The sequence below is a fragment of the Tunturiibacter psychrotolerans genome (genome assembly GCF_051013365.1).
Taxonomy (GTDB): Bacteria; Acidobacteriota; Terriglobia; order Terriglobales; family Acidobacteriaceae; genus Edaphobacter; species Edaphobacter psychrotolerans_A.
The window spans coordinates 5,812,022-5,838,282 of record NZ_CP132941.1; the positions used below are offsets into that span (position 1 = coordinate 5,812,022).

At 58.5% G+C, this 26,261-nt stretch carries 25 protein-coding genes; 17 read left to right on the forward strand and 8 right to left on the reverse strand.

The window, feature by feature from the left end; all coding sequences use genetic code 11:
* Positions 1–353 precede the first annotated feature (353 nt).
* From RBB76_RS24745 to RBB76_RS24755, 3 genes are all read right to left on the reverse strand, one after another.
* Entirely contained in the window at positions 354–1,688 is a 1,335-nt protein-coding gene (locus tag RBB76_RS24745) for an NAD(P)/FAD-dependent oxidoreductase (RefSeq protein ID WP_429633720.1), read from the reverse strand.
* Between the two features lie 123 nt (positions 1,689–1,811).
* Positions 1,812–2,066 carry a hypothetical protein gene (locus RBB76_RS24750; protein WP_429633722.1) on the reverse strand — a complete coding sequence of 85 codons (255 nt, stop codon included), beginning with the start codon at positions 2,064–2,066 and terminating at the stop codon, positions 1,812–1,814.
* Positions 2,067–2,212: 146 nt separating this feature from the next.
* Positions 2,213–4,072 carry a sodium:solute symporter family protein gene (locus RBB76_RS24755; protein WP_429633724.1) on the reverse strand — a complete coding sequence of 620 codons (1,860 nt, stop codon included), beginning with the start codon at positions 4,070–4,072 and terminating at the stop codon, positions 2,213–2,215.
* Positions 4,073–4,367: 295 nt separating this feature from the next.
* Here RBB76_RS24755 and RBB76_RS24760 point away from each other — a divergent pair, with 295 nt between their 5' ends.
* The 8 genes from RBB76_RS24760 (at position 4,368) to RBB76_RS24795 (ending at position 11,511) form a co-directional block, all read left to right on the forward strand.
* Positions 4,368–4,799 carry a response regulator gene (locus RBB76_RS24760; protein WP_260698456.1) on the forward strand — a complete coding sequence of 144 codons (432 nt, stop codon included), beginning with the start codon at positions 4,368–4,370 and terminating at the stop codon, positions 4,797–4,799.
* A gap of 69 nt (positions 4,800–4,868) precedes the next feature.
* Positions 4,869–6,938, forward strand: a complete 2,070-nt coding sequence (locus RBB76_RS24765) for a heme lyase CcmF/NrfE family subunit (protein ID WP_429633726.1) — start codon at positions 4,869–4,871, stop codon at positions 6,936–6,938.
* A gap of 133 nt (positions 6,939–7,071) precedes the next feature.
* Positions 7,072–7,509, forward strand: a complete 438-nt coding sequence (locus RBB76_RS24770) for a cytochrome c-type biogenesis protein CcmH (protein WP_429633728.1) — start codon at positions 7,072–7,074, stop codon at positions 7,507–7,509.
* Position 7,510: 1 nt separating this feature from the next.
* On the forward strand, positions 7,511–7,804 hold the full coding sequence (locus RBB76_RS24775) for a hypothetical protein (protein WP_183980514.1): 294 nt from the start codon (positions 7,511–7,513) through the stop codon (positions 7,802–7,804).
* Positions 7,805–7,975: 171 nt separating this feature from the next.
* On the forward strand, positions 7,976–9,313 hold the full coding sequence (locus RBB76_RS24780) for a carboxypeptidase regulatory-like domain-containing protein (protein ID WP_429633730.1): 1,338 nt from the start codon (positions 7,976–7,978) through the stop codon (positions 9,311–9,313).
* 10 nt (positions 9,314–9,323) lie between these two features.
* Complete coding sequence (locus tag RBB76_RS24785) at positions 9,324–10,175, forward strand: zinc metalloprotease HtpX (protein ID WP_429633732.1); 852 nt, start codon at positions 9,324–9,326, stop codon at positions 10,173–10,175.
* Position 10,176: 1 nt separating this feature from the next.
* The gene (locus RBB76_RS24790) at positions 10,177–10,662 is read left to right on the forward strand and encodes a DUF4149 domain-containing protein (RefSeq protein WP_429633734.1); all 486 of its coding nucleotides are present in this window, start codon (positions 10,177–10,179) and stop codon (positions 10,660–10,662) included.
* 120 nt (positions 10,663–10,782) lie between these two features.
* Positions 10,783–11,511 (forward strand): ZIP family metal transporter, encoded by a 729-nt coding sequence (locus tag RBB76_RS24795; protein ID WP_429633736.1) that lies wholly within the window; start codon positions 10,783–10,785, stop codon positions 11,509–11,511.
* A 19-nt stretch (positions 11,512–11,530) separates the two neighbouring features.
* On the opposite strand, the gene RBB76_RS24800 is transcribed toward RBB76_RS24795, so the two are convergent.
* Positions 11,531–14,014, reverse strand: a complete 2,484-nt coding sequence (locus tag RBB76_RS24800; RefSeq protein WP_429633738.1) for an Ig-like domain repeat protein — start codon at positions 14,012–14,014, stop codon at positions 11,531–11,533.
* A gap of 36 nt (positions 14,015–14,050) precedes the next feature.
* Between RBB76_RS24800 and RBB76_RS24805 the strand changes: the two genes are divergently transcribed.
* Positions 14,051–14,200: a hypothetical protein gene (locus RBB76_RS24805; protein WP_429633740.1), complete on the forward strand. Its 150-nt coding sequence runs from the start codon at positions 14,051–14,053 to the stop codon at positions 14,198–14,200.
* A 9-nt stretch (positions 14,201–14,209) separates the two neighbouring features.
* Here RBB76_RS24805 and RBB76_RS24810 read toward each other — a convergent pair whose 3' ends face one another.
* The gene (locus RBB76_RS24810) at positions 14,210–16,306 is read right to left on the reverse strand and encodes a hypothetical protein (RefSeq protein WP_429633742.1); all 2,097 of its coding nucleotides are present in this window, start codon (positions 16,304–16,306) and stop codon (positions 14,210–14,212) included.
* Between the two features lie 597 nt (positions 16,307–16,903).
* Here RBB76_RS24810 and RBB76_RS24815 point away from each other — a divergent pair.
* The 3 genes from RBB76_RS24815 (at position 16,904) to RBB76_RS24825 (ending at position 19,170) form a co-directional block, all read left to right on the forward strand.
* Positions 16,904–17,752, forward strand: coding sequence for a hypothetical protein (locus RBB76_RS24815; RefSeq protein ID WP_429633743.1), 849 nt, complete (start codon positions 16,904–16,906; stop codon positions 17,750–17,752).
* Between the two features lie 104 nt (positions 17,753–17,856).
* Positions 17,857–18,468, forward strand: a complete 612-nt coding sequence (gene yihA / locus RBB76_RS24820; RefSeq protein WP_429633745.1) for a ribosome biogenesis GTP-binding protein YihA/YsxC — start codon at positions 17,857–17,859, stop codon at positions 18,466–18,468.
* Positions 18,469–18,654: 186 nt separating this feature from the next.
* Positions 18,655–19,170, forward strand: coding sequence for a hypothetical protein (locus RBB76_RS24825; protein WP_429633747.1), 516 nt, complete (start codon positions 18,655–18,657; stop codon positions 19,168–19,170).
* Positions 19,171–19,259: 89 nt separating this feature from the next.
* On the opposite strand, the gene RBB76_RS24830 is transcribed toward RBB76_RS24825, so the two are convergent.
* On the reverse strand, positions 19,260–20,615 hold the full coding sequence (locus RBB76_RS24830; RefSeq protein WP_429633749.1) for an inositol-3-phosphate synthase: 1,356 nt from the start codon (positions 20,613–20,615) through the stop codon (positions 19,260–19,262).
* Between the two features lie 158 nt (positions 20,616–20,773).
* On the opposite strand from RBB76_RS24830, the gene RBB76_RS24835 reads away from it, so the two are divergent.
* Complete coding sequence (locus RBB76_RS24835) at positions 20,774–21,349, forward strand: KdsC family phosphatase (protein WP_429633750.1); 576 nt, start codon at positions 20,774–20,776, stop codon at positions 21,347–21,349.
* 76 nt (positions 21,350–21,425) lie between these two features.
* Here the strand turns inward: RBB76_RS24835 and RBB76_RS24840 are convergent, their stop codons facing one another.
* Positions 21,426–22,052 (reverse strand): DedA family protein, encoded by a 627-nt coding sequence (locus RBB76_RS24840; RefSeq protein ID WP_429633752.1) that lies wholly within the window; start codon positions 22,050–22,052, stop codon positions 21,426–21,428.
* Positions 22,053–22,122: 70 nt separating this feature from the next.
* Here RBB76_RS24840 and RBB76_RS24845 point away from each other — a divergent pair, with 70 nt between their 5' ends.
* The 3 genes from RBB76_RS24845 to RBB76_RS24855 all read left to right on the forward strand — a co-directional run bounded on the left by RBB76_RS24845 (position 22,123) and on the right by RBB76_RS24855 (position 24,812).
* Entirely contained in the window at positions 22,123–22,935 is an 813-nt protein-coding gene (locus RBB76_RS24845; protein ID WP_429633754.1) for a chlorite dismutase family protein, read from the forward strand.
* A 5-nt stretch (positions 22,936–22,940) separates the two neighbouring features.
* Positions 22,941–23,735: an endonuclease III gene (nth, locus tag RBB76_RS24850; protein WP_429633756.1), complete on the forward strand. Its 795-nt coding sequence runs from the start codon at positions 22,941–22,943 to the stop codon at positions 23,733–23,735.
* A gap of 171 nt (positions 23,736–23,906) precedes the next feature.
* The gene (locus tag RBB76_RS24855; protein WP_429633758.1) at positions 23,907–24,812 is read left to right on the forward strand and encodes a class I SAM-dependent methyltransferase; all 906 of its coding nucleotides are present in this window, start codon (positions 23,907–23,909) and stop codon (positions 24,810–24,812) included.
* Between the two features lie 32 nt (positions 24,813–24,844).
* Here the strand turns inward: RBB76_RS24855 and RBB76_RS24860 are convergent, their stop codons facing one another.
* On the reverse strand, positions 24,845–25,609 hold the full coding sequence (locus RBB76_RS24860) for a uroporphyrinogen-III synthase (RefSeq protein WP_429633760.1): 765 nt from the start codon (positions 25,607–25,609) through the stop codon (positions 24,845–24,847).
* A 114-nt stretch (positions 25,610–25,723) separates the two neighbouring features.
* Between RBB76_RS24860 and RBB76_RS24865 the strand changes: the two genes are divergently transcribed.
* Positions 25,724–26,020: a GYD domain-containing protein gene (locus RBB76_RS24865; RefSeq protein ID WP_429633762.1), complete on the forward strand. Its 297-nt coding sequence runs from the start codon at positions 25,724–25,726 to the stop codon at positions 26,018–26,020.
* The last annotated feature ends 241 nt before the right edge of the window (positions 26,021–26,261 follow it).

Here is a 26,261-nt window from a genome sequence, read left to right on the forward strand (position 1 = left end):
AGATCTTTTGGCACGCGAAGATGATGGGGTTTTCGGTCGCCCAAGTCTTTTGGCACGCGAAGATGATGGGTTTTCGGTCGCCCAAGTCTTTTGGCACGCGAAGATGATGGGTTTTCGGTCGCCCAAGTCTTTTGGCACGCGAAGATGATGGGTTTTCTGTCGCCCAAGTCTCTTGGCACGCGAAGATGATGGGTTTTCGGTCGCCCAAGTCTTTTGGCACGCGAAGATGATGGGGTTTTCGGTCGCCCAAGTCTCTTGGCTTGCGAGATGATGAGTTTTTGATCGCCTTGCGAAATAGACAGGTTTTCGGTCGCCCAATAGTTTCATTTTCCGATCGATACTGCTCGGATTTTCTAAACGACGGCGGGTGCGGTGTGGACTGGTTTTCCGCTGGTGATGGATTCGGCCATGGCTGCGCCGACGCGAACGCTTTCGGCGATACCGCGGTCTTCGGGATAATAGAAGCAGGTGTCGGCGATCTGGAGGCCAGCGATGGGAGTCTGGACGGGTGGGATCTTGGCGAGGAAGCCGGGCTCGCAGATGGGCTGGCCGTGGCGGAGGCGAGCGACTTTGGTGGCGACGATGTCCTGGGTTGTGAGTTTGGGGTTGATGCGCTGGAGACACGCGAAGGCTTCGGCGACCAGGTCTTCGTCTGGCGCGGTGAACTTTGGGTTCGTTACTGGCATGTAGAACGGCACGTAGAGGATGGTGTGGTCGCCTGCTTTGCGAAGGTTGGAAAACTCGATGATGCCGGGGATGTCGATGTCGGGCTCGGAGACGTTGACCCAGAAGTGCGGGGTGACGGAGCGGGTGAGTTTGAAGATGACGCAGATGACGCCGATGTTGTGGATGGCGTTGTAACGATCCTTCCATTCGCTGGGAAGCTCGGGAATCATGGCGGAGACGAGCGGAGTGGGTGCGGTACAGATGACGGCGTCGGCGGGAAAGTGACCTTTGGTGGTCTGGACGCCGGTGACGCGGTTTTGCTGGGCTGTGACCTGCTCGACGGTGATTTGCTGGACGGGGTTGCCGAGATGGACTCTTCCGCCGAGGGATTGAATCGCTGCGACGAGGGAGTTGATGAGTGTGATGGAACCGCCGTCGATGTATCCGAGCTCTTCTTGAAAGATGCTCTTGCGGGAGCGGCCGACGCGACGGATGCGGGTCCAGATCCATGCTGCGGAGATGTTGTCGGCGTATTCGTAGAATTTGTGCGCGAAGAGCGGCTTCCAGAAGCGGTCGTAGTTGGCGGCTCCGGACCAACGAATGATCCAGCTTTTGGCCGACTCGTTTTCGATGGCAGGCCAGTGGTTGCGACGGGTGCAGACGAAGGCGAAGAGCCCGTAGCGGAGTTTGTCGATGAGGCTTACTCCGGGGAGTTTCAGAAGAGAGATGGGTTCTCCCCAGGGGTGGAGCGTGTTGCCGGAGAAGAAGCCCATGGTGGTGGGCCGCCACACCAACTTGTCGCCAATGCCGAGCTCTTTCATCAGGGCGAAGGTGGGGAGATCGTTGTGACAGACGAAGTGATAGAAGCGTTCGATGGAGATTCCGTCGAAGTCGAAGTGGCCTGCCATACCGCCGGGTTCGGGTGATGCCTCAATGAGGTCTACCTGGTGGCCCAGTTTGACTGCTCGATAGGCGGCGGCCAGGCCCATGGCACCGGCTCCGATAACAACGACTCGCGACATCCAAAGGTCTCCGTAGATTTGGTAACGATAGAGAGAAACAAGGTGATTGCGGGAAGGTCAGGTTAGGTTTCCCTGATGCTAACAGCTGGAAGGCCAATGGGATGGCGTTTGCTCCCCTGGTTGTCAGTGCCGGGGGCGGTTGCCTTGCTCCCAGGGTCGGGGGTTGACGGGGTCGTCCTGCCATTTCTGGCGGCGGCCGACGATGTACATGACGGCTCCGAAGAGAAACATGAGCAGACCCCAAGTGAGGTTGAGGTTGATGCCCATGGATTTTTCGTAGATGTCGGCGGTGTGGCGGGTGATGAATCCGTAGACGCTCATGAGGCCGCCGATGAGGAGGAAGATCAGGCCGAGGGGGATGCGGATGTCGAGTCCCATGGTGCTCCTTTGATTCTTGGTTGATGTTCTTTCCCTCGACATGCTCACGTCAGAAGGACAGTTTCAAAAGTGCAAATACAAAAACAACTACAGGGATCCTTCGCTGCGCTCAGGATGACGACCGTAAATCTACACTTGTGGTTCCGTTAGGCGAAGACCAGGTTGAGGACGATGAGCATGGCGAGGACTACTACGCCTAGGATGGCGGGTTTTTGGTACCAGCTCAGATGGGTTTCGATGGGCTTGGGAGTGAGGGAGTAGACCAGGCCTACGAGTTCGGCCTCGGGGCGTGGGGTGGTGGCGAGCGAGACCGCCATGGTGACCAGAAGGTTGACGGTGAAGGCGAAGATGGCGGTCCAGAAGTTCTGGGCCATGTCGCTGGGATAGTGGTGGAGGATGGCGATCCAGCCGCCGTGGATGCCGGGCGTCGCGTCGGTGGGGAGGGTAAGGCCGTGATGGAGGAGAGCTGCGCCGGTGCCTGCGATCAATCCTGTAAATGCACCGTGGCCTGTCGTCCGCTTCCAGAACATGCCCAGCAGGAAGGTGGCGAAGAGGGGCGCGTTGACGATGGAGAAGACGAGTTGCAGCGCGTCCATGATGTTGTTGAAGTTGGTGACGAGGTAGGCGGCGCCGACGGAGAGAGCGACGCCGCCGATGGTGGCCATGCGGCCCATCCAGAGATAGTGGGCGTCGGTGCCGCGCTTGTTGATGTAGGCCTGGTAGATGTCGTAGGTCCAGACAGTGTTGAAGGCGGTGACGTTGCCGGCCATGCCGGACATGAAGCTGGCGAGGAGCGCGGTGAGGCCGAGGCCTAGGATTCCTGTGGGGAAGAAGTGGAGGAGCATGACCGGGATGGCGAGGTCGTAGTTGTAGACGGGGTTGCCGCGGCTGTCGAGGATGGGTTGGCCGCTGACGGGATCGGTCTTTTCGGGGATGATGCCGTGGGGGTGAGCTTCGTCGAGGGGGACCTTGACGGGTTTGGATGAAGCTAGAGATGCGAGCTCTGCAGGAGTAGCAGGGCGTTCCCTGACTTCGAGATGATATTGGCCATTTGAGGAACCCTGGCCTGCACCGGCCATGTGGCTGGTGACCGTGACGGCGATGAGGCCGGGGAGGATGACGAGGAAGGGAAAGAACATCTTCGGGATGGCGGCGATGAGGGGGACGCGGCGGGCGGAGACCTCGGAGTCGGCTGCCATGGCGCGCTGAATGACGAGGAAGTCGGTGCACCAGTAGCCGAAGGAGAGAACGAAGCCGAGGCCCATGGCGAGACCGACCCACTCGACGCCGAGGGTGTTGGTGGAGGCGTGGGCCATGCCGCGCCAGGAGTGGGTCATGGTGGCGGGGAGGGTGCGCTTGATTCCCTGCCAGCCGCCTACGTTGCGGAGACCGATCCAGACCAGGGGGGCGAAGCCGGCGACGATGAGGAAGAACTGAAGGACCTCGTTGTAGATGGCGCTGGTGAGCCCTCCGAGAAAGATATAGCCGAGGACGATGATCGCCGATAAGAAGACTGAGACGTGAAAGATGTACGCGTCGGGGATGACGCCGTGGAGGAGGCCGAGGGTCTGGATGAGCAGCGCCATCGCGTACATGGAGATGCCGGAGGAGAGCACGGTCATGATGGCGAAGGTGAAGGCGTTGACGGCGCGGGTCTTCTCGTCGAAGCGCATGCGGAGGTATTCGGGGACGGAGCGGGCTTTTGAGCCGTAGTAGAAGGGCATCATGAAGATGCCGACGAAGACCATGGCTGGGATGGCACCGATCCAGTAGAAGTGGCTGGTGATGATGCCGTACTTAGCGCCTGAGGCGCCCATGCCGATGACCTCCTGGGCTCCGAGGTTGGCGGAGATGAAGGCGAGGCCGCAGACCCAGGCCGGGATGGAGCGGCCGGCGAGGAAGAAGTCGTTCGAGGTGCGCATGTAGCGCTTGAGGGCGAAGCCGATGCCCAAGACGAAGACGAAGTAGACCAGCATGATGAGCCAGTCAATGATGGAAAGATTCACGGTAACCCTTGGAGTTCGAGCTGCTCTAATCGCTATGAGTGGAATGGTACTGAGGCCAACTGTAAATTGTTTGGGCACTGTCTTCCAAATCCTGTAGAGAGGTGTAGCCACAAAGGTTGTAGGAGTTATGGCGTAGTGGAGGGGAAAAATGTCCTATGATTGGCTAATTATTTCCAGAAGATGGAGATCAAGTACCAACGTTTTACCGAGATTTTGCATCCGACTGTGGAATTGGTCAGATCACTGAGATTTGCCTGATTAAGGTTGTGGAAAGAGGTTTGAATTGGATCTATTGATGAATTCTCCCCTGGAACAAGCGATCTCTCGCATGCCAGCTACCATTCTTCTTATTGACGATAATGCTGTGCAGGCGGCTACTCGGCAGACGATTTTGAAGCGTGCGGGCTATTTTGTGATTGCGGCGCTGAATCCTACACGGGCTTTGGATCAGATCGGGGCCGGGGAGTTCCCTGCAGAGATTGGGTTGGTGATTACCGATCATGTGATGCCAGGGATGAACGGGGCGGATTTTGTAAAGGCGTTGCGCAAGACCAATCCCACGATTCCGGTGCTTGTGATCAGCGGGCTGGAGGAGGCCGAAGAAGAGTATGTCGGCTTGAATGTGACGTTTCGGATGAAGCCGCTGATGCCGGACCACCTGCTGGCGACGGTTCATGGGCTGATTCGGGACGGAAGCCACGACTCGGGGCAGCTGACGGCCCAGTAGAGCGTGTCCGGTAAACGATGGTTTATTGCTGATACGGTCTGCCCTTGAGAGAATAGGGCAGGGGAATTCATGCGACTGCATCCGATGCCGGAGTTTGGAAGTTTTACGCTGTTGCTAGCTCTGGCGCTGAGCGCCTACACGTTGGTGATGGGTGGGGTTGCACTGTGGCGGACGCGGGGAATGGCGGCGGGCGTCGATGGCGGCGCAGGGCGGCTGGGTGAGACGGCGCGACGGGCGGGGATTTCAAGTTTTGTGGCGCTGAGCTGTGCGGCGTTTGCGCTGGTGTGGGCTTCGTTTACGAATGACTATTCGGTTTCGTACATTCTGCACCATACCAATCGCGATCTGAATACGGCTTATAAGTTTTCTGCGCTGTGGTCGGGGCAGGAGGGCTCGCTGCTGTTGTGGGCGTGGCTGCTGAGTGCGTACGGATTTGTTCTGCGGATGCGGCACAAGGTGGATGTGCGGCTGTCGGCGTTTGCGTCGACGATTCTGGCGGGGATTCAGGTGTTCTTTTTGCTGCTGCTGAACTTTGCAGCACCTCCGTTTGCGATTCAGCCGGGGCCGGTGGCGACGGATGGGTTTGGATTGAATCCGCTGCTGCAGTATCCGGAGATGGTGATCCATCCTCCGATGCTTTACCTGGGGTATGTGGGGTTCTCGGTTCCGTTTGCGTTTGCGCTGGGTGCACTGATGATGCGGTATCCGGGGGAGAAGTGGATTCACATAACGCGGCGCTGGACGATGGTGACGTGGCTGTTTTTGACGTGCGGGATTTTTCTGGGGGCTCACTGGGCTTATAGCGTGCTTGGGTGGGGCGGGTACTGGGGTTGGGATCCGGTGGAGAATGCGAGCCTGATGCCGTGGCTGACTGGGACGGCGTTTCTGCACTCGGTGATGATGCAGGAGAAGCGCGGGATGATGAAGAGCTGGAATGTGTGGCTCATCTTCTCGACGTTTATGCTGACGATTTTGGGGACGCTGCTGACGCGATCGGGGATTGTGAGCTCGGTGCATGCGTTTGCGCAGAGTTCGATTGGCGATTGGTTTTATGGGTTCATTCTGATTGTGTTTGCGGTTTGTTTGTTTACGTTCTTCAAGCAGCGGGATCATTTGAAGAGTGAGAACAGGCTGGAGTCGCTGGTGAGCCGCGAGTCTAGTTTTCTATTCAACAATCTGATCTTGCTGGCGGCTTGCTTTACGGTGCTTTGGGGAACGCTGTTTCCTGTGTTGAGCGAGTATGTGCAGGGGACGAAGGTCACGATGGGCGCGCCGTTTTATAACCGCGTGAACTTGCCGATTGGATTGTTTCTGCTGTTTCTGACTGGGATTGGGCCTCTGCTGGCGTGGCGTTCGACTTCGCTGCGGTCGATTCGAAGGAATTTTATTTTGCCTTCGATTGCGATGGGTGTGGCGCTGGTGGTGTGTCTTGCTGTGGGGGTGAGGCCGTGGGAGGCTGGTGACGATTGGCAGGCTACGCTGTTTTCGCTGGTGACGTTTACGCTGGCGGCGGGTGTGATTACGGCGATTACGGCTGAATTTCTGCGTGGAGCGAACGTGGTGGCGACGCAGACCGGGAAGAATCTGCTGGCTTCTACGGTGTTGCTGGTGCGACGGAATACGCGGCGGTATGGCGGGTATATCGTTCACTTCGGCATTGTGGTGATGTTTATCGGGATTGCCGGTGGAGCGTTCAATCAATCGCATGAGCAGGAGATGGGCTTTGGCGATACGTTGAAGCTGGGGCCGTATCGGCTGGTGTGCAAGAGCTATACGCAGGACAGCAATAAGAACTACGACACGGAGTATGCGCTGCTCGATGTGTTTCGTGGGAACAAACAGATTACGCAGCTTGCTCCGGAGCGGCGGTTTTATCAGGCGAGCCAGACGACGTCGACGATGGTGGCGCTGCACTCGACGCTGGCCAGCGATCTGTATGTGATCTATGAGGGGAAGAATCCGGATACGGACCGGCCGATTATCAAGGTGTTTTTGAATCCGCTGATGAATTGGATCTGGATCGGGGTGCTGATTGTGGTGGGTGGGACGTTCCTGGCGCTGGTGCCGAATCTTGCGCGGACGGCTGCTCGCGTGACGGCTGAGACGCCGGTGATTGAGGCTGAGGTTCATCATGTTTGAGGGTTTTGTTTTCGAGGGTTTCGTTGCGTCCTGCCGGACGGGCTCACTTCGCGTGAGGCGGCCACTTCGTGCCTTGTGTATCCCTTCGGTTGCGGCTCCCGTTGGTCGCTTTCGACGTTTTGCTGGTGCTGGGATGGTTTGTTTGCTGGCGGTGGTGATGCTGGGTGCGTCACCGGATGCGCGCTTTGAGAAGATGGGGCATGAGATGATCTGCACCTGCGGATGCGGGCAGATCCTGTTGGAGTGCAACCATGTGGGGTGCCCGGTTTCTCCGGTGATGATCGGGGAGTTGCATTCGCAGATCGATGGAGGAGGGACGAATACTTCGATCTTCAACTGGTTTGCCGCGAAATATGGGGCTATTGTGCTCGCATCTCCGATTCGCGGAGGGTTCGATAACGTCGCGTGGGTTGCGCCGATGGCGGTGTTTTTGCTGGCGACGATTGGGACGGGATTGCTGGTGCGGATGTGGTCGTCGCGGTCGAGACAACGCAGGGCGGTGACTGCGGGCGGAGTTGTAGTGGGAAGTGATGCGATGCGCGAACGGATTCGGCGAGAGACGGAGTACTGAGATGGGCATGATTGCGGGTGTGGTGCTGACGCTGGCGCTGTTCGGGTTCATCTTCTGGCCGGAGCGAAATCCTTTTGTGCAGGCGGATAAGACGCGGGTGGATTATCTGCGGGAGCGGAAGGATGTTATCTACGAGAATCTTCGGGATCTGAACTTCGAGTATCTGGCTGGGAAATATCCCGAGCAAGACTATGCGGATCAGCGGGCGGGGTTGGAGGATGAAGCGGCGCGAGTGATTGCAGAGATGGATTCGCTTGAGGCTCGTGGGGATTTTGGGCGACGAAGCCGAGCTTAGTGTGTCCCGCCGTATGACGAGTGGTCCGGTCTTGGTTTACGGTCGTCGCAAAGAAGGCGCTTTCGCGTGCTCCGAATAAATCGTGGGAAATAAATCGTGGGCAGGGATGATAACTTCCCTGCCCTGTTTCAATCGCAGATTGCATGGCGAGGTTTGACGTAAACTTGACGGGTGAGCTTTCTATCTCCTTTCCTCCGACGTTCTGTTGTTGCTGCTGCGATGGTGGCGGCGTTTTCTAGCTTTGCCATTGCCGATTCGATCACCGGCACGGTTACAAATAAGACGACCAATAAACCTGCGGCTGGCGATGATGTGGTGTTGATTCGTCTGCAGCAAGGCATGCAGGAGGCGACGCGGACCAAGACGGATGCGAGGGGCCGCTTTTCGCTGGATATTCCGGCCAACGAGAGTCAGGCGATTCACCTGGTGCGTGTGACGCATGATAAGGCGAACTATTTTCGGCCGGCGCCTCCGGGGACGCAGTCGGTTGAGGTGGAAGTTTATAACGCTGCTGCGAAGGTGAAGGGTGTGAGCAGCGAGGCGGACGTGATGCGCCTGCAGACGGATGAGAGCGGCAAGGCGTTGCATGTGGTGGAGAATTTTTTCGTGAAGAACGAGTCGAGTCCTCCGCTGACGCAGTTCAGTGACAGGCCGTTTGAGTTTTATCTGCCGGAGGGTGCGGTGGTGGAGGGGTCTGCAGCTTTGGCGCCGGGTGGAATGCCAGTGCAGGCTTCGCCCGTTCCGTTGGGAGAGCCGAATCATTATGCGTTTATCTTTCCGATTCGACCGGGGGAGACGCGATTTCAGATTACGTACAAGCTGCCTTATAGCGGGAGTTTGAAGTTTTCGCCGCGAGTGATGATGCCTACGGATACGATCGCGGTGATGATGCCGAAGAGCATGACGTTCAAGCCCGGGCCTTCTGCACCTTATACGCCGGTGACCGAAGAGACGACGGCGCAGACTTATGTGGCGCGGAGTGTGGCTCCGTCGCAGGCGCTGGACTTTACTGTGTCAGGGACGGGGCAGATGCCGCGGGATACGGGTGCTGCTGCTGCGGCGGGTGAAGGTGGTCCGGCGGCGGATGCGACGGCGCAGGCTGGTGCGGGTGGGGCAGCGGGTACGGCGGCGAGCGATACGCGGCCGGGTGGGGGGTTGGGGACGCCACTTGATCCTGAGGGGACGAATGATCCGTGGGCGAAGTATAAGTGGTGGATTCTGGGTGGGCTTGGGCTGGTGCTGGCGGTGGGTGCGGGTGTGATGTTGAGGAATGGACCTGCGCCGGTGGCGAGTCCGGTTGGGGCGGGGGCGACGGCTGCCGGTTCGGATTCCCTGCTTGCGGCGATGAAGGAAGAACTTTTTGCGCTCGAGACGGATAGGCTTCAAGGCAGATTGACTGAGAGCGAGTATGTAGAGCAGAAGGCGGCGCTTGAGGTGGTGTTGCGCAGGGCGCTGGCGCGCGGCGAACGGAGTGTGGATACGTCTAATGTGGCGGGCCCCGTAGTCTGAGGTGTTGGCGATGAATACGTTCAAGTCGACGTTGCTTCTGGTGTTGCTGACTGTGTTCCTGATCCTGATTGGGGATCGCTTTGGTGGGCGCAATGGCATGGTGTTGGCGTTTGCCTTGTCGGTTGTCTTCAACTTTGTGACTTATTTCTTTTCGGATAAGTTGGCGTTGCGGATGTACAACGCGCAGCCGGTGACTCGGGAGCAGTTGCCGCGGGCGTATGCGGCGGTGGAGCGGCTGACGGCGAAGCAGGGGCTGCCGATGCCGAAGATTTATGTGCTGCCGACGGAGTCGCCGAATGCGTTTGCTACGGGGCGAAATCCGCAACATGCTTCAGTGGCGGTGACGCATGGAATTTTGCAACTGCTGGATGATGAGGAGCTGGAGGGCGTGCTGGCGCATGAGCTGGGGCATGTGCGGAACAGAGATATTCTGACCAGCTCGATTGCTGCGACGCTGGCGGGCGCGATCACGATGGTGGCGCGGATGGGATATTGGGCTTCGCTGTTTGGCGGTGGTGGAAGCAGCCGTGAGAGACGCGGCGGGGGTGGGATGAGCGGACTGTTGATGATTATCGTCGCGCCGATTGCGGCTTCGTTGATTCAGCTTTGGATTTCGAGGACGCGTGAGTTTGAGGCTGATGCTACGGGCGCGGCGGCGACTGGGAATCCGTATGCGCTGGCGCGGGCGCTGCAGAAGCTGGAGGATTATTCGAAGAGGATTCCGATGCAGGCTTCGCCTTCGAATGCGCATCTGTTTATTGTTGCGCCTTTGCTGGGGAGTGGCGGGATCGGGAATCTTTTTTCGACGCATCCTCCGATGAAGGAACGAATTCAACGGTTGATTGGAAGGGATTACGTCTAGGATGCAGATTTTGCTGCGGGCCCTGCGGTTGTTTGCGATGGTGGCGTGGGTGGGTGGGCTTGGATTTTTCGCCTTTGTGGTGGCGCCGGTGGCCTTTCATAGTTTGCCGAGTGCGCATGAGGCTGGGATTGTTGTTGGAGGGACGCTGCGGGTGTTGCACTGGATCGGGCTGGTGGGTGGCGCGATCTTTTATGTTGCTACGGGGCTGTTGTGGCTACGGGCCGGAGTGACGGCGAGGGTGGAGTTTGCGATCGAGATGATTCTGGCCGGAATGATGATGGCGGGAACGTTTTATTCGCAGTTCAAAATACTGCCGGCGATGGAGGTGGATCGGGCGCTGGCGGGCGGGGCGGTGGAGACGGCTCCAGCGGGAAATCCGGGCCGGGTGGACTTTGAAAGATTGCATACGTTGTCGGAGAGGTTGGAGGGCTTCGTGTTCTTTTGCGGGCTGGGCGTGGTGTTTGTGCTGTCGCGTGAGTCGCAATGAGAGACGGTAGAATCGTAAGAACATGAAAATCTGTGTAGTTGGTCTGTTGCGGCTGGGCGCGGCTGCTTTGTTTTGTGGAACGGATGGCGATGCGCTGAAGATCGGCATGAGGAGCTAGGGGTGTCGACGCTCGGGTTGAGCCTGACGCTGGGTCTGGTGGCGGGACTGGCTGATTATCTTGGCGGGTTTTTGCTGGTGCGGCAGTCGCCTTCGGCGCGCGCGCTGCGCTATTTTGTCGCGCTGGGTGCGGGTTTCATGTTGGCTGCGGCAGTGCTTGAGATGATCCCGGAGGGGCTGCATGTGAATCCGCGGTTTGCTCCGTTGTTGATTCTGGTTGGCTATTGCGCGGTGCATCTGGTGGAGCATTCGCTGGTGCCACATTTTCACTTTGGGGAGAAGACCCATGAGCACGAGTTTATTGCGGCGAAGACCAGCTACTCGGTTCTGTTGGGATTAGCGACTCACACATTTTTTGATGGCGTGGCGATCGGGTCGGGGTTTGTGCTGTCGCATTGGCTGGGATGGATTTTGTTCTTCGCGGTGTTTCTGCACAAGATTCCCGAGGGCTTTACGGTGGCGAGCGTGATGCTGGCCGGCGGAAGAGGCGCGGCGACGGCGCTGAACTCCGCGTTGTTTCTTGGGGCGACGACGGTGCTTGGTGTGCTCGTGATTAATCTTGAGCCTAGCTGGGTGCGGGTGGGGTTGCCGCTGTCGGCTGGGGTGACGATCTATGTCGCGGCTACGGATCTTGTGCCTGAGGTGAATCGCGAGCCTGGGTTGCGAATGGCGCTGGTCTTCCTTGCGGGCGTGGTGGTGTTTTTTATTCTGCGACTGCTTGGGCCAGGTTAGTTGCTGTGTGGCTGAGGACTCAGCTGGCGGGATCGAGAACGAGGGTCACGGTGGCGGAGTGTTGCAGGGCGTTTCCGGTTGGGCCGGTGGCCGTGCCGGTGACCGTGATGGCGTAGGTTTTCGACTGGCTGGATAATGCTGGATCGGTCTTGATGCGGTCTCCGCAGCCGCAGGTGAGTTGGAGGGTGATGCCGGCGATGGTGAGCAGGACGAACCTTGTTGCTGCGCCGCGTTTGCGTGGGGGTAAGGCTAGACCGGCGATGGGGCATAGCAGAAAGATTGCGGCAAGGAATGGCTGAAAGAGGCGGCCGTGCGGATTGACGTTCGTCGCGGTCGTCTTCGGCGTCACGATGGTCATGGTGAAGGTGTTGGGCGTACCGCCAGGGGGTAGATACGCGGGGTTGAAGGATGCGGTGGCGAGATTCGGGAGACCGGTGGCGGCCAGCGTGATTGGACTGGATAGATTGTTCTGCATCTGGACGGCGAACGTGAAGCTGGTGCTTGCGCCGGAGAGAATCGTCTGTGTGGTGGTGCCGGTTGCGGCGAGCGCGAAGTCGGGGTTTGCGGGTGGGCCTGTTCCGATTGTGATCAGTTGAGGGGCGGAGAGGCTGGGGGTGAAGTTCGGGCTTCCGTCATAGACCGCGGTGAAGTTGTGAGCGCCCTGGGCGAGAGTGGAGGTGAGGAAGACCGCGTCGCCTGAGCTTGAGAGGGGGATGGTGGAGAGGGGGCTATTGCCATCGAGCAAGGTGACAGAACCGGGTGGGGTGCCGATGGTTGTGCTGGCGACGTGGACGGTGAGGGTCACCGTCGATCCGGTAGTGCCGGTTGCTACGAGATTGCTGAGCGTGATCAGAGTGGCGGCTGGGTGGATGGTGATCGCTGCGGGGGATGCAGCGGTGTAGTTCCCTGCCGCTGAGCCTTTGAAGATGGGCGTGATGGCATAAGTACCGGCGGGTGAGCCGACGGTGGCGGTAGTGGTGAAGGTGGCGGTGAGATTTGCTGCGTCCTGGGGAAGGACGCCGGTGATGGTACCGCTCAGGTTCGGAATCGGTTGTCCGTAGAGGAGGGAGATTGGTGCGATGGTCGCGGTGAGTTCAAGGGGCGTGATGGTCAGAGCGAGTTGAGAACTCTGTGCGGACGGATGGGTCTGATCACCGGAGTAGGTTGCCGTGAGATTGTAAGCGCCGGCAGCGAGGCTTGAAGTTGAGAGAGTGGCGGTGTTGGAGACGACGGGAGACGAGCCTAGGGTTTTCGTTGTGGTGTTGACGGTTTCGAAAAATGTAACCGTGCCGGTGGCTGGGCTGGTTGCAAGAGAGGCTGTGAGTTGCCCGGTGCCGTAGGGGATAACGGAGGGAGCGGTGAGGTTGAGGACTCCCGGGGCGGTGACGCCGACACCTGCAATGGTGGTGATCGAGGTTGAGGAGGGTTGAGTTACTACCTGACGAATGCGCTGATTGCCGGTGTCAGAGAGGGTCAGGCTGCTCGCCGGTGAGAGTGTTGTTGCGGTGGGACTGTCGAGTGAGGCGGCGGTAGGTGGGCCGTTGTCACCGGCAAAGGCCTGGGTGCCGTCGCCAACAACGGTTGAGATGATGCCGGTCGTGGCATCGATACGCCGGATGCGGTGGTTGGCGGTGTCGGCGAGGTAGAGGTTGCCGGCGGAATCCGAGGTGAGGCCGTGGGGGAGCGCGAGATTTGCAGCAGTCCCGACGGTGGTGTCGCCGGAGAAGCCAGGTGAGCCGGTGCCGGCGATGGTGGTGATGACGCCATTGTCGGCGTTGATTCTGCGAACGCGATGGTTATGGGTGTCGGCGAGGTAAAGATTGCTGGAGGCGTCCAACGCGATGCCCGTGGGGGAGTCGATGGCAGCGGATGTGGCTGGACCTAGGTCGCCGGAGTAGCCTTGTGTGCCATTACCCGCAAGCGTCGTGATGATGGTGGTGGTGAGGTTGAGCTTGTGGATGCGGTGATTGCCCGTGTCGGCGATGTAAAGATTGCCGGAGGAGTCGAGCGCGAGGGCAGTCGGGAGGCTGAGTTGGGCGGATAGGGCAGAAGCGCCGTCTCCGGAGAAGCCGGAGGTGCTGCCGGCGATCGTAGTGATGACGCCTGTGGTGAGGTTGAGTTTGCGGATGCATTGGTTGTGCGTGTCAGCGATGTAGAGATTGCTGGCTGTGTCGAGGGCCAAACCCTGGGGGGAGTCGAGCGTTGCGGAGGTTGCGGGGCCCAGGTCGCCGGAGAAGCCCTGGGTGCCGGTGCCAGCGATGATGGTGATGTTGCCGACTGTGTCGACCTTGCGGATGACGTGGTTGCCTGTTTCTGCGAAGTAGAGGTTGCCAGTTGCGTCAAAGACGATGGCAGACGGAAGAATGAGGGGAATCGTCAGTGCGGAGACCGAAGCGGTCTGGGCGGAGAGCCTGGGGAGAGACAGGAGGCAGAGAAGAAAGAGTGCAATCCCGCGGGCATCGTATTTGGTGCGGGGAGGATGCGTGAGGCTCTGCTTACCCATGAGAGATCGTCAAATGCATTCTGCGGAGAGGATGGAATGGATAGTGTTTTCGCAAACTACTCTTACTCTACCGGAAGAGCCAGGGCTGTTATGGACGCCGAGAGCGATGAAGATGGATTGGTCAATTACGGGATGAATGAAGAAGACCCCGGAGGAATGACTCCGGGGTCTCTTGTGGTTTGGTGAAGGGTTGGATTAGGGGATGGTCTGGAAGCGGCCGTTCTTCAAACCAATCGCGTAGGGCTGGAAGAGGGGAACACCGGCGCCGACGATCTCAGTGATGAAGTTGGTACCGTCGCCTGCGACCCAGACGTTACCGGCCTGGTCGACTGCGAGAGCGCGCCCGGAGGTCAGATAGGAAGCATCCTTCTGGAATCCGGTAGAGGGAGAGAGTCCGGTTGCAGTGCCCTGGCTTGCGAGTTCGCTTACGCTGCCTGTGCCAGTGCCGTTGGTATTGTTGGGAATCCAGACGTTGAGACGACCATCGACTGAGATCGAGGTCGGAGTGGCGATACCGATGGTGCCCGGAGTGGTAAAGGGGAAGCCAGAGATATTTGTGTAGGTGCCTGCGGAAAGAACGAGGCCATCGATAGCACCGCTGTCGATGGATGAGATGAAGAGTCTGTTGTCGTGGCTGATGGAGATGCCATAGGAGTTGCCGGAGGTTGGAATGGAAGAGGTAAGGAAGCCGTTCAGGTTTCCGCTTCCAGTGCTGGGCGAGACCTCGGCAACGGAGGTCGTGCCGGAGGTAACGAAGATATTGCCCTGCACCGCATTGCCCTGGAAGTCCGGCATGAGGCGAACCGGGTGGGCTCCGACGTTGCCGGAGATTTGAAGAGCAGTGACCGCGCCGCCCGATCCTGCGGCTCCGGGGAGCTGGTAGAGGGAGCCAACGGCACCGTTGACGGCAGTGAAGTAGACGTTTCCTACACCGTCTGCGGTGACGCCGATGGGCGACACGGTAACCGGGAAGGTGGTGGCGACGGTGGTGGTGGGATTGTAGCGATAGAGGTTTGCGCCCGATCCGATCCAGACGTTGTTTGCCGAGTCAATGGTGGCGCCGCCCTGAGATCCGCCGCTGCCAAGGAAGACGCAGGTAGTCGGTACGCCAGCGCCCGAGATCTCTGAGAGATTGCCTGTACCGGCCTGGGAGTTGGCGATCCAGACGTTGTCAGCTGCATCGATGTTGATGTCGATCGGCCCGCTGATGAAACCGCCGCTGCCTCCTGTGGTGGTGCCGCAGGTGCTGGTGCTGGTGTAGTTAAGCGCGATGGTCCAATCCGTCGGCTGGGTAGCGAGCGCCGGCTGGTAGGGGCCGCTGACTCCGCCGGCGAGGCCGAAGAGGGTAGCCACGTTGGAAGTGCCGCCGCTGCTCGGGTTGGTAAGCATGTAGTAGATGGCCTGAAGTGTGTCGATGGCCGGTGCGAAGCTCGAGTTGCCGAAGTTAGTGGTAAATCCGGTGTTTGGCGGCACAGCGGCGGTGAAGAGAGAGCTGCAGTTGGCTGCGGCTCCGGTGGCCTGGTTGATGCAAGCCGAGAGAATGTTCGCGAGCAGGTTGACCTTGCCGGGCTCTGGCGTTGCAGTGACGGTGACAGCGGGATTGATGTTGCCTGTACCGGCGGTCAGCGTTGTCGAGGTGACAGCTGTGCCGGCGGAGGGATCAGCCAGAAGAGCAATGGTAGCGGGGAACTGAGTTACGATGTTGGACTGCTGTCCCGTGCCGTCGAAGACGATGGCATCGTTGATCGTGCCAAATGGGTTGAAGAACTGTTGAACCGCAGCCATTGTGGCTACAGTGGTCACTTCTGTCATGTCGACGTGATTGGCCGCGCTAAGCCCCTGGCAGTTGCCGTAGACCGAGATGAAGGCTGCAGCGGCGTTTGTCTGGGTTGGGTCACCGTTGTTCTGAGTATTTCCGCCTTTCGAGATCACGTAGACCAGTGGGTTGTAGCCTGTTGGGCAGGAGAAGGTATTTCCAGTATCGGTGTTGCCGTTGACGGGGTCCTTGCTAAAGGCGAAGGAGCCTGCGGTGTCGGTCGTCGTCGTAGCGGCGATAGCGGCTGGCGTTCCGCCTTTTAGTCCGGAGAAGTACAGGTTAACGGTTGCTCCAACGACAGGCTGATTGCCTCCATGGATCTTCCCGCTGAGTGTGGCAGCCTGACCGAGCGGGGTTGGGTTCGAAGCCGTGGTCGCCATATTGGCGCAACCGGCCGTGAATACCGCGCTCGAAGCCATAAGCGCGAGCAGATTTCGCTTTGAGCCCGTCAGCCGGGCGAAAGAATTGCCAATCATGGGTGTTCCCTCCGAAGGTGGTAGTACGGTTTGCTGTTCAAGGTAGATTCTGTAGCGACAAGGTGTGATGACCAGCGGACAACGTCAAGTTAAGAAGTGAGACAGGCTGGGGAAAAAGGGTATCGAATTGCCAGGTCAAAGAAAAAGCTCTAATAGAACATCTGGAACATCCTTCGATAACGGAGCTTCTTCGGAAAGGAAGGCCCCTGTGGGGAGGACAGTTACGAGACAACTGGAAACTTCTCAACATCTCATGATGGAGCATAACCGAGGTTGGTCATTCTGTTGCTAAATAACTCGTGACACTTTTGGGTCATTCGTATGGGACAGGTTTGAAGTGTGGACCACGGAGGCAGTGTTTTGCAAGAGCTTTCACTGGTGCGATATGCAAGTAATTGCAGCTTCTGAATAGTGGCCAATTGGTTAATGACGGTCTACACCTTATACAGGAAGAGGAATCACCATTGCCGGATGACAGAACTGGTCCAGGTTAGCTTCCTTCGCCCACTCTGATTTTCGGACAACTTTCAGGAAAGAAGGCTAATCTATCCCAGTAGAGTGCTTCGCCAATCAGATCCTTGCGACCGGAGAAAGACCATGCGTTTGAAAACGATGTATCTCGTAGCAAGCTTAGCTCTTTCGTCGACCCTACTTTTGAGCGGATGCAAGAGCTCAACGCCTGCTCCCGCTCCGGCTCCGACACAAAGTGCGAGCCCCGATGCGACGCCTGCGGCGGCACCGAATTCCACAAATTCAGCGATGACTGCTGCCCCGCCTGCGGGATCGCCGACGACGTCGGTTCCCGCTGTGCCGCCACCGCCTCCGGCATCGCCGGCAGTTGCGGCGGCTCCGCTACCTCCTCCACCTCCTCCGCCGCCGGTGAGGATTACTGCTCCGGCAGGGACTGCGGTTACGGTGACCGTAACCGAACAGCTGAGCGCGAGCCATAATAATGTTGGGGATGGGTTTACTGGGGTGTTGGCCGCTCCGGTGAAGAGTTCGGGGGGTGGAGTTGTCTTCCCGCGTGGAGCCCATGTTGTCGGTACGGTGGTAGCTGCGAAGGGCCGCGGAAAGTTCAAGGGGTCGGGTGCGCTTGGTATCGCTGTGACCTCGATTTCGGGAATGTCTGTCAGCACGAGTTCCTATGAGAAGGATGAAAAGGGCAAGGGGAAACGGAGCGCCGGGTTTATCGGTGGCGGTGCGGGTGGGGGTGCCTTGATCGGAGGATTGGCCGGCGGCGGCAAGGGCGCGCTGATCGGCGGACTGCTGGGCGCGGGCGCTGGAACGGCTGGCGCGGCGTTTACGGGCAACAAGGACGTTGTGATTCCGTCCGAGTCCACCGTGACCTTCCACCTGACGGCGCCTGTCACGGTTACGGCGAGGGCGAGAGAGCCGAGGGAGCCACAGGAAACCGAGCCAGCCCCCCTGCCGCCACCACAACAATAAATATTGAAGCGGTACCGCACCTGCTCCTTTGTTTGGGAGCAGGTGCCTTTTTTTGCGGCTGCGCTGTTTCGGGGAGCGGAGACTATTGACGGTAGACTTGTGGGATGCGGCTGAATCCTGTTTTTTTGTTGTCTGCGACCGATGTCGCGCACTTCCCTTCTGAGGCGAAGACGTATGGAGCGCCTGAGGTGGCGTTTCTGGGGCGCTCGAATGTGGGCAAGTCTTCGCTGATTAATTCACTGCTGGGATCGCAGGAGGCAAAGGTTTCTTCAACGCCGGGGCGAACGCGGGCGATTAATTTCTTTGCGTTACATGAGGGTTCGGGCGACAAGATGAAGGTGCGGCCTACGTTGATCTTCGCTGATTTGCCCGGGTATGGTTATGCGAAGATTTCGAAGTCGATTTCGGCGGAGTGGCCGTCGTTTATTGAACCTTATCTTGCGGAACGGGAGACGCTGGCGCTTTGCATCTGCCTGGTGGATACGAATATTCCGCCGCAGGAAAATGATACTCAATTGATTACATATTTCAAACAGACGCAGCGGCCGTATCTTGTGGTGGGGACCAAGGCGGATCGGCTGTCGAATAATCAGCTGGCGAAGTCGATTGCTGCTTTGAAAAAGTTCCACGAGGTGGAGGAGATTCTTCCGGTGTCGGCTAAGACCGATTCGGGGACGAAGATGCTTTGGGCGAAGATGATGGAAGTGGCGGAGTAGGTTTTCGAGTTCGCGTCTGCATACGGGTGCGCGTTGGTTTCGGACAGCTGCGGCGTGAATTGACGATGTGCAGCGCCAGATGGAGTTGACAGTTCGGTTGGCGTGATATCAGATGGCACCCATCCGCCTTCCGGGCCAGGTCGCGGGTCTACATAAAAAGAAAACGTGAAATAAGAGGAGACATCTGTGACGACGAAGAATCTTCTATCGATCAGCCTGGCATCAATTTTGATTTTGACTGGCGTGTCTCGTGGTCAAAGTTCGGCGCAAACACCCTCCAACCCACCGGCCCAGAACACTGTAGATCAGGACGTCGATTTACTCAGGAAAGATATTCGCTCTCAGAAGAAACAGATTATTGCCGCGAATCTTCAGCTGAGTGATGCCGAGGCGGTGAAGTTCTGGCCTCTTTATGACCAGTACACCGCAGAGTTGGTCAAGATCAATGATGCGAAGTATGGGGTCATTAAGGAATATGCCAACACCTTGAACAGTTCGCTCACGGATGAGCATGCCCTGGCACTCACTAACAATTTGCTGACCGTCGATGCGCAGGCAGCGCAGTTGCGACTTAAGTACGTCCCGATCTTCAGCCAAGTGATCTCGGGCAGAAAGACCGCTCTATTTTTCCAGATGGATCGGCGTCTGGTCATGCTGATTGACTTGCAGCTAGCGTCGCAGGTTCCCCTGGTCCAACCTTAGGGCAGCAGGCAAGCGAATCTCGTTAACGGTAGAGGCGGCTGTGAAGAAGTCTTCACAGCCGCCTTTTGTCGTCGGATTTCGATGTGAGGCTAGTCGCCGTAGTAGTCGAGGCCGAGGTGAGTGATGAGCTCTTCGCCCATGATGTGACGGAGAGTGTTCTTCAGCTTGATGTGTTGGATGAAGAGGTCGTGCTCAGGGTAGACGCCGGGTGCGGAGTCGGGATCCTTGAAGTAGAAGCTGAGCCACTCCTGAATACCGAGGCCACGCAGTAAAGGTGTGCGGGCAGCGAGGTCCATAAAGAGGATCAGGTCGAGGGCGAGAGGTGCGGCAAGGATGGAGTCGCGGCAGAGGAAGTCTACCTTGAGCTGCATGGGATAGCCGAGCCAGCCGAAGATGTCGATGTTGTCCCAACCTTCTTTGTTGTCGCCGCGAGGTGGGTAGTAGTTGATGCGGACCTTGTGATAGAGGTCCTTGTAAAGGTCGGGGTGGAGTTCGGGCTGGAAGATGTGTTCGAGGACGCCGAGCTTCGAGACCTCTTTGGTCTTGAAGGAGTCGGGATCGTCGAGGACTTCGCCGTCGCGGTTGCCGAGGATGTTGGTGGAGTACCAGCCGCTGACGCCGAGGTTGCGGACCTTGAACGCAGGAGCGAGAACGGTCTTGATGAAGGTTTGTCCGGTCTTGAAGTCCTTGCCGCAGATGGGAGCGTTCATCTTTTTGGAGAGCTCTTGCAGTGCGGGGATGTCGACGGTGAGGTTGGGTGCGCCGTTCGCGAAGGGGACGCCTTCCTTGAGCGCGGCCCAGGCGTACATCATCGAGGGGGAGATACCGGGGTCGTTGTCGACGAGGCCCTTCTCGAAGGCTTCGAGTGTCTGGTGGACGGCGGTCTGCTCGAGGTAGATCTCGGTGGAGCCGCACCAGATCATGACCTGGCGGTCGGTCTTGGTTTTGAACTCAGCAATGTCGTTGCGGATCTGGTTGGCGAGGTCGCACTTGTTCTTGCCGGTCTTGACCTTCTGGCCGGTGAGGCGCTTGACGTAGTGCTGGTCGAAGACGGCGGGCATGGGCTCGATGGACTCGAGGAAGGGACGCATCTGTTCGAGCTGGTCGCGGTCGAGGACCTGCGCGGTCTTGGCTGCGTCGTAGAGGTTGCCGCCGAAGATGTCCCAGCCGGTGAAGACGAGGTCGTTGAGGTCTGCGAGGGGGATGAACTCTTTGATGAGTGGGCTGCGTGCGTCGGTGCGTTTGCCGAGGCGGATGGTGGCCATCTGGGTGGTGGAACCGATGGGTTTGGCGAAGCCGCGGCGAATGGCTTCTACTCCGGCGATGAGCGTGGTGGCGACGGCTCCCATGCCGGGAATCATGACGCCTAGTTTTCCAGTGGCAGGCTTGATGGCTGCCGCGTCTTGCGCAGCGGATGCTGGCTTAGCGGCCGGGGGTGTAGACATTCTTGGCGGTACCCTTCTATCGTGCGATATTCCGTGTAATGCGGACTCTTTAGTATCGCTTAGCGGGGAGGGTGGCGGCAAATGGAGTGGCGGCGCGAGGGCGTGCGATATCCGCAGTGCCGAGTGAGGCCGCCGACGTCTGCATTAGAATCGTTCGTATGACCGACGTAGCCGTTGCCCTCGCTTCGCCCGATGTGCTGGCACGCGCCCGGAAGATTAAGCTCTTCCTGATGGACGTGGATGGCACCCTAACGGATGGTGGCGTATGCCTGATTTCATCGACTTCCCCTGATGGTTCGGCGGCCGTATCCGAAATGAAGGTATTCAACGCCCAGGATGGGCAGGGACTCTCGCTTGCCCACACGATGGGAATTCAAACAGGATTTATCACTGGACGGTCCTCACCCGCTGTAGCCAAGCGCGCCGAGGAGCTGAAGGTCACGTTCGTCTATCTGGGACAGGCGAAAAAGACAGAGGCTTTCGAGGAGTGCATGCGAAAGGCCGGCGTGACGGAAGAAGAGGTCGCTTATATGGGCGACGACCTGCCTGATATTCCTCTGGCAAAGCGAGCTGGGTTGGCGGTTTGCGTGGCCGATGGAGTGCCCGAGTTGCGAGCGGTCTGTCACTTCACGACTCAGCGACTTGCGGGGCGAGGCACCGCGCGCGAAGTGATAGAACTCATTTTGAAAGCACAGGGACGCTGGGAAGAGGCCGTGCCGCTGGCGCTGGCGTAATACATCGGGCTTAGATGGCGTTGTCAGGGTTTTGGAGATCAAAGTCTCTTCGACTCGCCCCAACGCACCGAAGTTCCTATGCGGGTTCGGTGCGAATGCGGTTTTTCCAGTGGGAGACTACGAACCAGATGAAGCCGATGATGATGATGGCTTCTACGCCGAGGTGGAAGCGGTGGAAGATCTCTTTGAAGCGGGGGTTGGTGTTCCAGGTGGCACCGAGCTTCATGCCGATGTAGGCGAGGGCGTAGCACCAGGGCCAGGAGCCGATGAAGGTGTAGATGTGGAAACGGAGCTGGTTCATCTTCGCGACACCGGCGGGGAAGGCGATGAAGGTGCGAACAATGGGAAGCATGCGTCCGATGAGCACGGTGATGGAGCCGTACTTGGCGAAGAAGTGATCGACGAGGTCGAGGTCGCGGCGGCTGAGGAGCATCATGCTGCCGTAGCGTTCGACCATGGGGCGTCCGCCCTTTGCGCCGACCCAGTAGGCGGGGATGGAGCCGAGGTTCGATGCGAGAGATGCTACAGTGGCGAGGATGATGAGCTGGAGTTGGGTGTGCGCGAGGGCGTAACCCGCTAGAGGCATGATGACTTCGGAGGGGATGGGGATGCAGGCGGACTGGATGGCCATGAGGAGGACGACACTGGCGTAGCCGCCGCTGGCGATGGCGCCGATGAGGAGGGCGATGATCTTCTCTGACATGTAGGTGCAGTATACGAGGTGAGGGTTACGGGCGAATGAGCTAGCATGGAGGAGTCAGGAGATTTGCACCATGTCGAATACTGTTACGGAAGCAGGAACCTCTATCTCTAGCGAAACTACAGCGGCTGCGGCGACGACGGGACGACCGGCGAGCAGCTATGGGGCCGCTCCGCATGATCCGTCGAAGCCGGCGGTGAAGCGGCAGATCGTCTGCTTCAGCTTCTATAAGGTGATGCCGGAGTGGCGGAGACTGCCTGCGGATGAGAAGGCGAAGCATAAGTCGGCGTTTGTCGATGTGCTGACGAAGTGGAATAAGCCGGGGGAGTTTGTTTCGTTGACGTACTCGACGATTGGGACGCGGGGCGATGTGGATATGTGCGTCTGGTCGATTGGGTATGGTGTGGATGAGTTGAATGAGATGCGCAGCGAGCTGATGCGGACGCCGCTGGGTGGGTATTTGAACTCGCCGCATAACTTTTTGGCGATGACGAAGCGGTCGCAGTATCAGATCGATCGTCCGGATGAGAGTGAGGGCGAAGGGCGTGGAGCGATTCGTCCGGGTGGGCAGAAGTACATCTTTATCTATCCGTTCTGGAAGACGCGGCCTTGGTATTTGCTTCCGGCTACGGAGCGGAAGCGGCTGATGGATGAGCATATTCGGATTGGGCTGATGTATCCGCGGGTGAAGTTGAATACGACCTACTCGTTCGGGATTGATGACCAGGAGTTTGTTGTGGCGTTCGAGACGAACTTTCCGGAGGACTTTCTGGATCTGGTGCAGCAACTTCGGGAGACGGAGATCAGTATGTATACGTTGCAGGACACGCCGATCTTCAGCTGTGTGCGCGTTCCGCCAGCAGAGATGCTGGACCGGCTGGGTTAGAGCGGATGGCGAAGACTACCGTGGTTCGGACTGGAACACTGACAGAGCAACCGCGGGGTGCGAAGGCTAAGGCTGTGGTTGGGGCGAAGGCTCGGGCGATCGCGAAGTCTGAACCGGTGGCAGCTAAGAAGAAAGCTGGGAAGACGGTGAATCCTCTGGCGTCGGAGCGGGTCGCTGCGATTCTCGATGCTTTGCGGAAGACTTATCCGGGAGTGGTTTGTGCGCTGAACCACAAGAATGCGTGGGAGCTGACGGTGGCTACGATTCTGTCGGCGCAGTGTACGGATGTGCGGGTGAATCTGGTGACGCCGGCGCTGTTCAAGGCGTTTCCTACGCCGAAGGCGATGGCGGCGGCTTCCCTGCCCGAGCTTGAGGAGTTGATTCGGACGACAGGATTTTTTCGGAATAAGGCGAAGTCGATTCAGGGCGCGGCGCGGGTGGTGACCGAGGAGTTTGGGGGGAAGGTGCCTCAGACGATGGAAGAGATTTTGACGCTTCCGGGGGTGGCTAGGAAGACGGGGAATGTGGTGCTGGGGTCGTGGTACGGGATTGCGGTGGGAGTGGTGGTCGATACGCATGTGATGCGGTTGTCGAAGCGGCTCGAGTTGACCAAGGAGAGTGCGCCGGAGAAGGTGGAGCGGGATTTGATGAAGATCATTCCGCAGGATCGGTGGATCGCATTTTCGCATGAGCTGATTCATCATGGGCGGCAGATCTGTGTGGCGCGGAAGCCTCGGTGCGTGGACTGCACGCTGGAGAGGCTTTGCAACTCCGGGGACAAGACGTGGAGTTCTCATTGATAGAGCTGTCCTCGATTAAGACCTTGCCGTGCAGGTTCGAGAAAAGTTTCATCTAGTATCTTGGTGGGTATGGCGTGCCGATCGCGGTCTGTCGCGACTTACGTGCAGGTGCGCCGGTTTCTAAAGATGGCTGATTGTTGCTGGTAAATTGGGCTTCGCAGTGGAGAGAGAATGTCTGAAGTTGATGCGGTGGGACCGAAGTGCCCGTTGTGTTCTGGTGGAAAGATAGAGATCTACATTGACGCGAAGGGTGGGACTCTCGCTGCGGACGCGCTGGGGTCGTCGCGGACAAACGTGACTCACGGAAAGATACTTCGTTGCCAGTCGTGCCGGTTTGTCTTCTCCGAATTTCGGCCTGCGGATGAAGAGCTTCACACGCTTTATCGGCAGATGGACCCTACCGTCTATGAGAAGGAAGCCCCTGGGCGGCTGAAGACAGCTGAGCGGCATTTGAAGATGGTGGGCCGACATGCCTCGGGCGGGAAACTGGTGGACGTCGGCTGCGCGTCGGGTTCGTTTCTCTCTGTTGCTGCAGAGGCAGGATGGGCGGTGACGGGAGTGGAGCCTTCGGAGGTGCTGGCCAGCCATGCCAAGGAGGCGGTTCGCGGTCGCGGCGAAGTGTACTGCTCTACGCTTCAGGAGGCGAACCTGGCTCCGGCGTCTTTCGATGCGCTTACGCTGTGGGATGTGCTGGAGCATGTGACCGATCCGGTGGCATTTTTAGGAGATTGCGCAGGCTTGCTGAAACCTGGGGGATATCTGTTCGCGAATCTTCCGGATATCAGCAGCATTCAGGCGAGGCTGCTTGGCGAGCGATGGCCTTTGCTTCTTGCTGAACATCTGAACTACTTTGACCGGGATACTTTGAAGCTTTGCGGAGAGAAGGTGGGGTTGCAGTGGGTCGCCTTCGATCGTCGCCCTGCTTCGTTTACGTTGGAATATATTTTGTACCGTCTGTCGCAGCATCGGATTCCTGCCAGCGAGTTTGGCTATCGCATGGTGCAGAAAAACGCTTTGGGTAGTATGAGCATTCCGATCTACCTGGGGGAGACGTTCGCGGTGTGGACGCGGTCTTAGCGCTGCTGCCGGGAATGCGTATGGGATCTTTGCTAGGTGAGTGCAGTCAGAAGCGATTGGACGAGGGCGGGTATGGTGGCTTCGGCAGCTTCGACGGTGGGTTCGTAGCCGAGGTCGCGGAGGGTTTGGCTGGTGATGGGGCCTATGGACGCGAGGAGGATGCCTGGCGGTAGGGTGAGGCTTGCGGTCTCGAGGAGAGAGATGAGGTTGCGGGCTGTTGAGGCGCTGGTGAAGGTGACGGCGTCGGGGTAGCTTGCTGGGGTTCGGAAGAGGGCTTGAAGGGCTGGGATGGAGTCGGGGGGGACTTGGTTGCGGTAGGCTTCGGCGATGGTGACGATGGCTCCCGCAGTGGTGAGGGCTTCGGGGATTGTGTCGCGGGCATCGGCGGCGCGGACTAGAAGGAAGGATTTGCCGGAGGCTTCGGGGAGGAGCGCTTCGGCGAGTGATTCGGCGATGTACTTCGGTGGGACGAGATCGACTGTGAGGCCGATGTTGTTGGCGGCGCGCAGGGTGGCGGGGCCGATGACGGCGATGTGTCTGGGGAGTTGGGTGAGGCGCTGGAACTGGGCACGGCGGTGGAAGGCTTCGACGGCGTTGGCGCTGGTGAAGACGAGCCAATCGTAGGTGCGGAGACAGGTGAGGGCGGCGTCGAGTGGGGCGTAGGTTTCGGGAGGGGCGATCTCGATGGTGGGGATGAGGATGGGGGTCGCGCCGAGGGCTTCGAGTTGAGCGGCGAGGTCGGAGGCCTGGTGGCGGGTTCGCGTGATGAGGATGCGTCTGTTGGTTAGGGTTGGCATCCTTTGGATATTGTATGTCGCGCCAGCGGTACGAGTCTTACGCGAGGTTGATGCGGCGCTTGTTGACTTGATTCTCATTCCGGGCCTAGGATGCCGCACCAAAGGAGAAAACTTATGCCAACTTATATTTCGCTCGGCCGCTGGACGCAACAAGGCGCGCACAACATGAAGGAGAGTCCGGCCAGGCTGGAAGCTGCGAAGAAAGCGTTTGCGGCGGACGGCGTTAAGATGTTGCACTACTTTCTCACGATGGGGACTCACGATATGGTCATCATTACCGAAGCGCCAAACGATGAGGTGATGGCGAAGGCGATCCTATCGACGATTGCAAAGGGGGGAGTTACAACACAGACGATGCGGGCTTTTACAGAAGACGAGTACAAGGGGATTATGAAGAGCCTACAAATTTGATTGGCCTCAAAGGCATTGATGGCTGATCTATGGACGCTATTCTCGCTAAGGCGACATCGGGGTCGTGCTGAGTTGCGGGAGGCCTGTCGACGTTCTCGGGAGCTGTTTTGATGTTGGGTGAGCGGTAAGATCGAAGCCTTGTTTTCTTTCCCCTGTCCCCAGGCGGGTAATGACTGCTATGCTTGCCCGCTATGAATTTGAGCCTGCGTCGCTGCTTGAAATTGATGCCAGAGGAAGACCA

What these genes read in the sequence shown, in the direction of transcription:
- nth (WP_429633756.1), top strand. Translation starts at nt 22,941, where the DNA reads ATGGCGAAGACTACCGTGGTTCGGACTGGAACACTGACAGAGCAACCG.
- RBB76_RS24860 (WP_429633760.1), bottom strand. Translation starts at nt 25,609, where the DNA reads ATGCCAACCCTAACCAACAGACGCATCCTCATCACGCGAACCCGCCAC.
- RBB76_RS24750 (WP_429633722.1), bottom strand. Translation starts at nt 2,066, where the DNA reads ATGGGACTCGACATCCGCATCCCCCTCGGCCTGATCTTCCTCCTCATC.
- RBB76_RS24760 (WP_260698456.1), top strand. Translation starts at nt 4,368, where the DNA reads ATGAATTCTCCCCTGGAACAAGCGATCTCTCGCATGCCAGCTACCATT.
- RBB76_RS24845 (WP_429633754.1), top strand. Translation starts at nt 22,123, where the DNA reads ATGTCGAATACTGTTACGGAAGCAGGAACCTCTATCTCTAGCGAAACT.
- RBB76_RS24830 (WP_429633749.1), bottom strand. Translation starts at nt 20,615, where the DNA reads ATGTCTACACCCCCGGCCGCTAAGCCAGCATCCGCTGCGCAAGACGCG.
- RBB76_RS24790 (WP_429633734.1), top strand. Translation starts at nt 10,177, where the DNA reads ATGCAGATTTTGCTGCGGGCCCTGCGGTTGTTTGCGATGGTGGCGTGG.
- RBB76_RS24745 (WP_429633720.1), bottom strand. Translation starts at nt 1,688, where the DNA reads ATGTCGCGAGTCGTTGTTATCGGAGCCGGTGCCATGGGCCTGGCCGCC.
- RBB76_RS24800 (WP_429633738.1), bottom strand. Translation starts at nt 14,014, where the DNA reads ATGGGTAAGCAGAGCCTCACGCATCCTCCCCGCACCAAATACGATGCC.
- RBB76_RS24855 (WP_429633758.1), top strand. Translation starts at nt 23,907, where the DNA reads ATGTCTGAAGTTGATGCGGTGGGACCGAAGTGCCCGTTGTGTTCTGGT.
- RBB76_RS24770 (WP_429633728.1), top strand. Translation starts at nt 7,072, where the DNA reads ATGGTTTGTTTGCTGGCGGTGGTGATGCTGGGTGCGTCACCGGATGCG.
- RBB76_RS24765 (WP_429633726.1), top strand. Translation starts at nt 4,869, where the DNA reads ATGCGACTGCATCCGATGCCGGAGTTTGGAAGTTTTACGCTGTTGCTA.
- RBB76_RS24815 (WP_429633743.1), top strand. Translation starts at nt 16,904, where the DNA reads ATGCGTTTGAAAACGATGTATCTCGTAGCAAGCTTAGCTCTTTCGTCG.
- yihA (WP_429633745.1), top strand. Translation starts at nt 17,857, where the DNA reads ATGCGGCTGAATCCTGTTTTTTTGTTGTCTGCGACCGATGTCGCGCAC.
- RBB76_RS24775 (WP_183980514.1), top strand. Translation starts at nt 7,511, where the DNA reads ATGGGCATGATTGCGGGTGTGGTGCTGACGCTGGCGCTGTTCGGGTTC.
- RBB76_RS24810 (WP_429633742.1), bottom strand. Translation starts at nt 16,306, where the DNA reads ATGATTGGCAATTCTTTCGCCCGGCTGACGGGCTCAAAGCGAAATCTG.
- RBB76_RS24835 (WP_429633750.1), top strand. Translation starts at nt 20,774, where the DNA reads ATGACCGACGTAGCCGTTGCCCTCGCTTCGCCCGATGTGCTGGCACGC.
- RBB76_RS24785 (WP_429633732.1), top strand. Translation starts at nt 9,324, where the DNA reads ATGAATACGTTCAAGTCGACGTTGCTTCTGGTGTTGCTGACTGTGTTC.
- RBB76_RS24805 (WP_429633740.1), top strand. Translation starts at nt 14,051, where the DNA reads ATGGATAGTGTTTTCGCAAACTACTCTTACTCTACCGGAAGAGCCAGG.
- RBB76_RS24840 (WP_429633752.1), bottom strand. Translation starts at nt 22,052, where the DNA reads ATGTCAGAGAAGATCATCGCCCTCCTCATCGGCGCCATCGCCAGCGGC.
- RBB76_RS24865 (WP_429633762.1), top strand. Translation starts at nt 25,724, where the DNA reads ATGCCAACTTATATTTCGCTCGGCCGCTGGACGCAACAAGGCGCGCAC.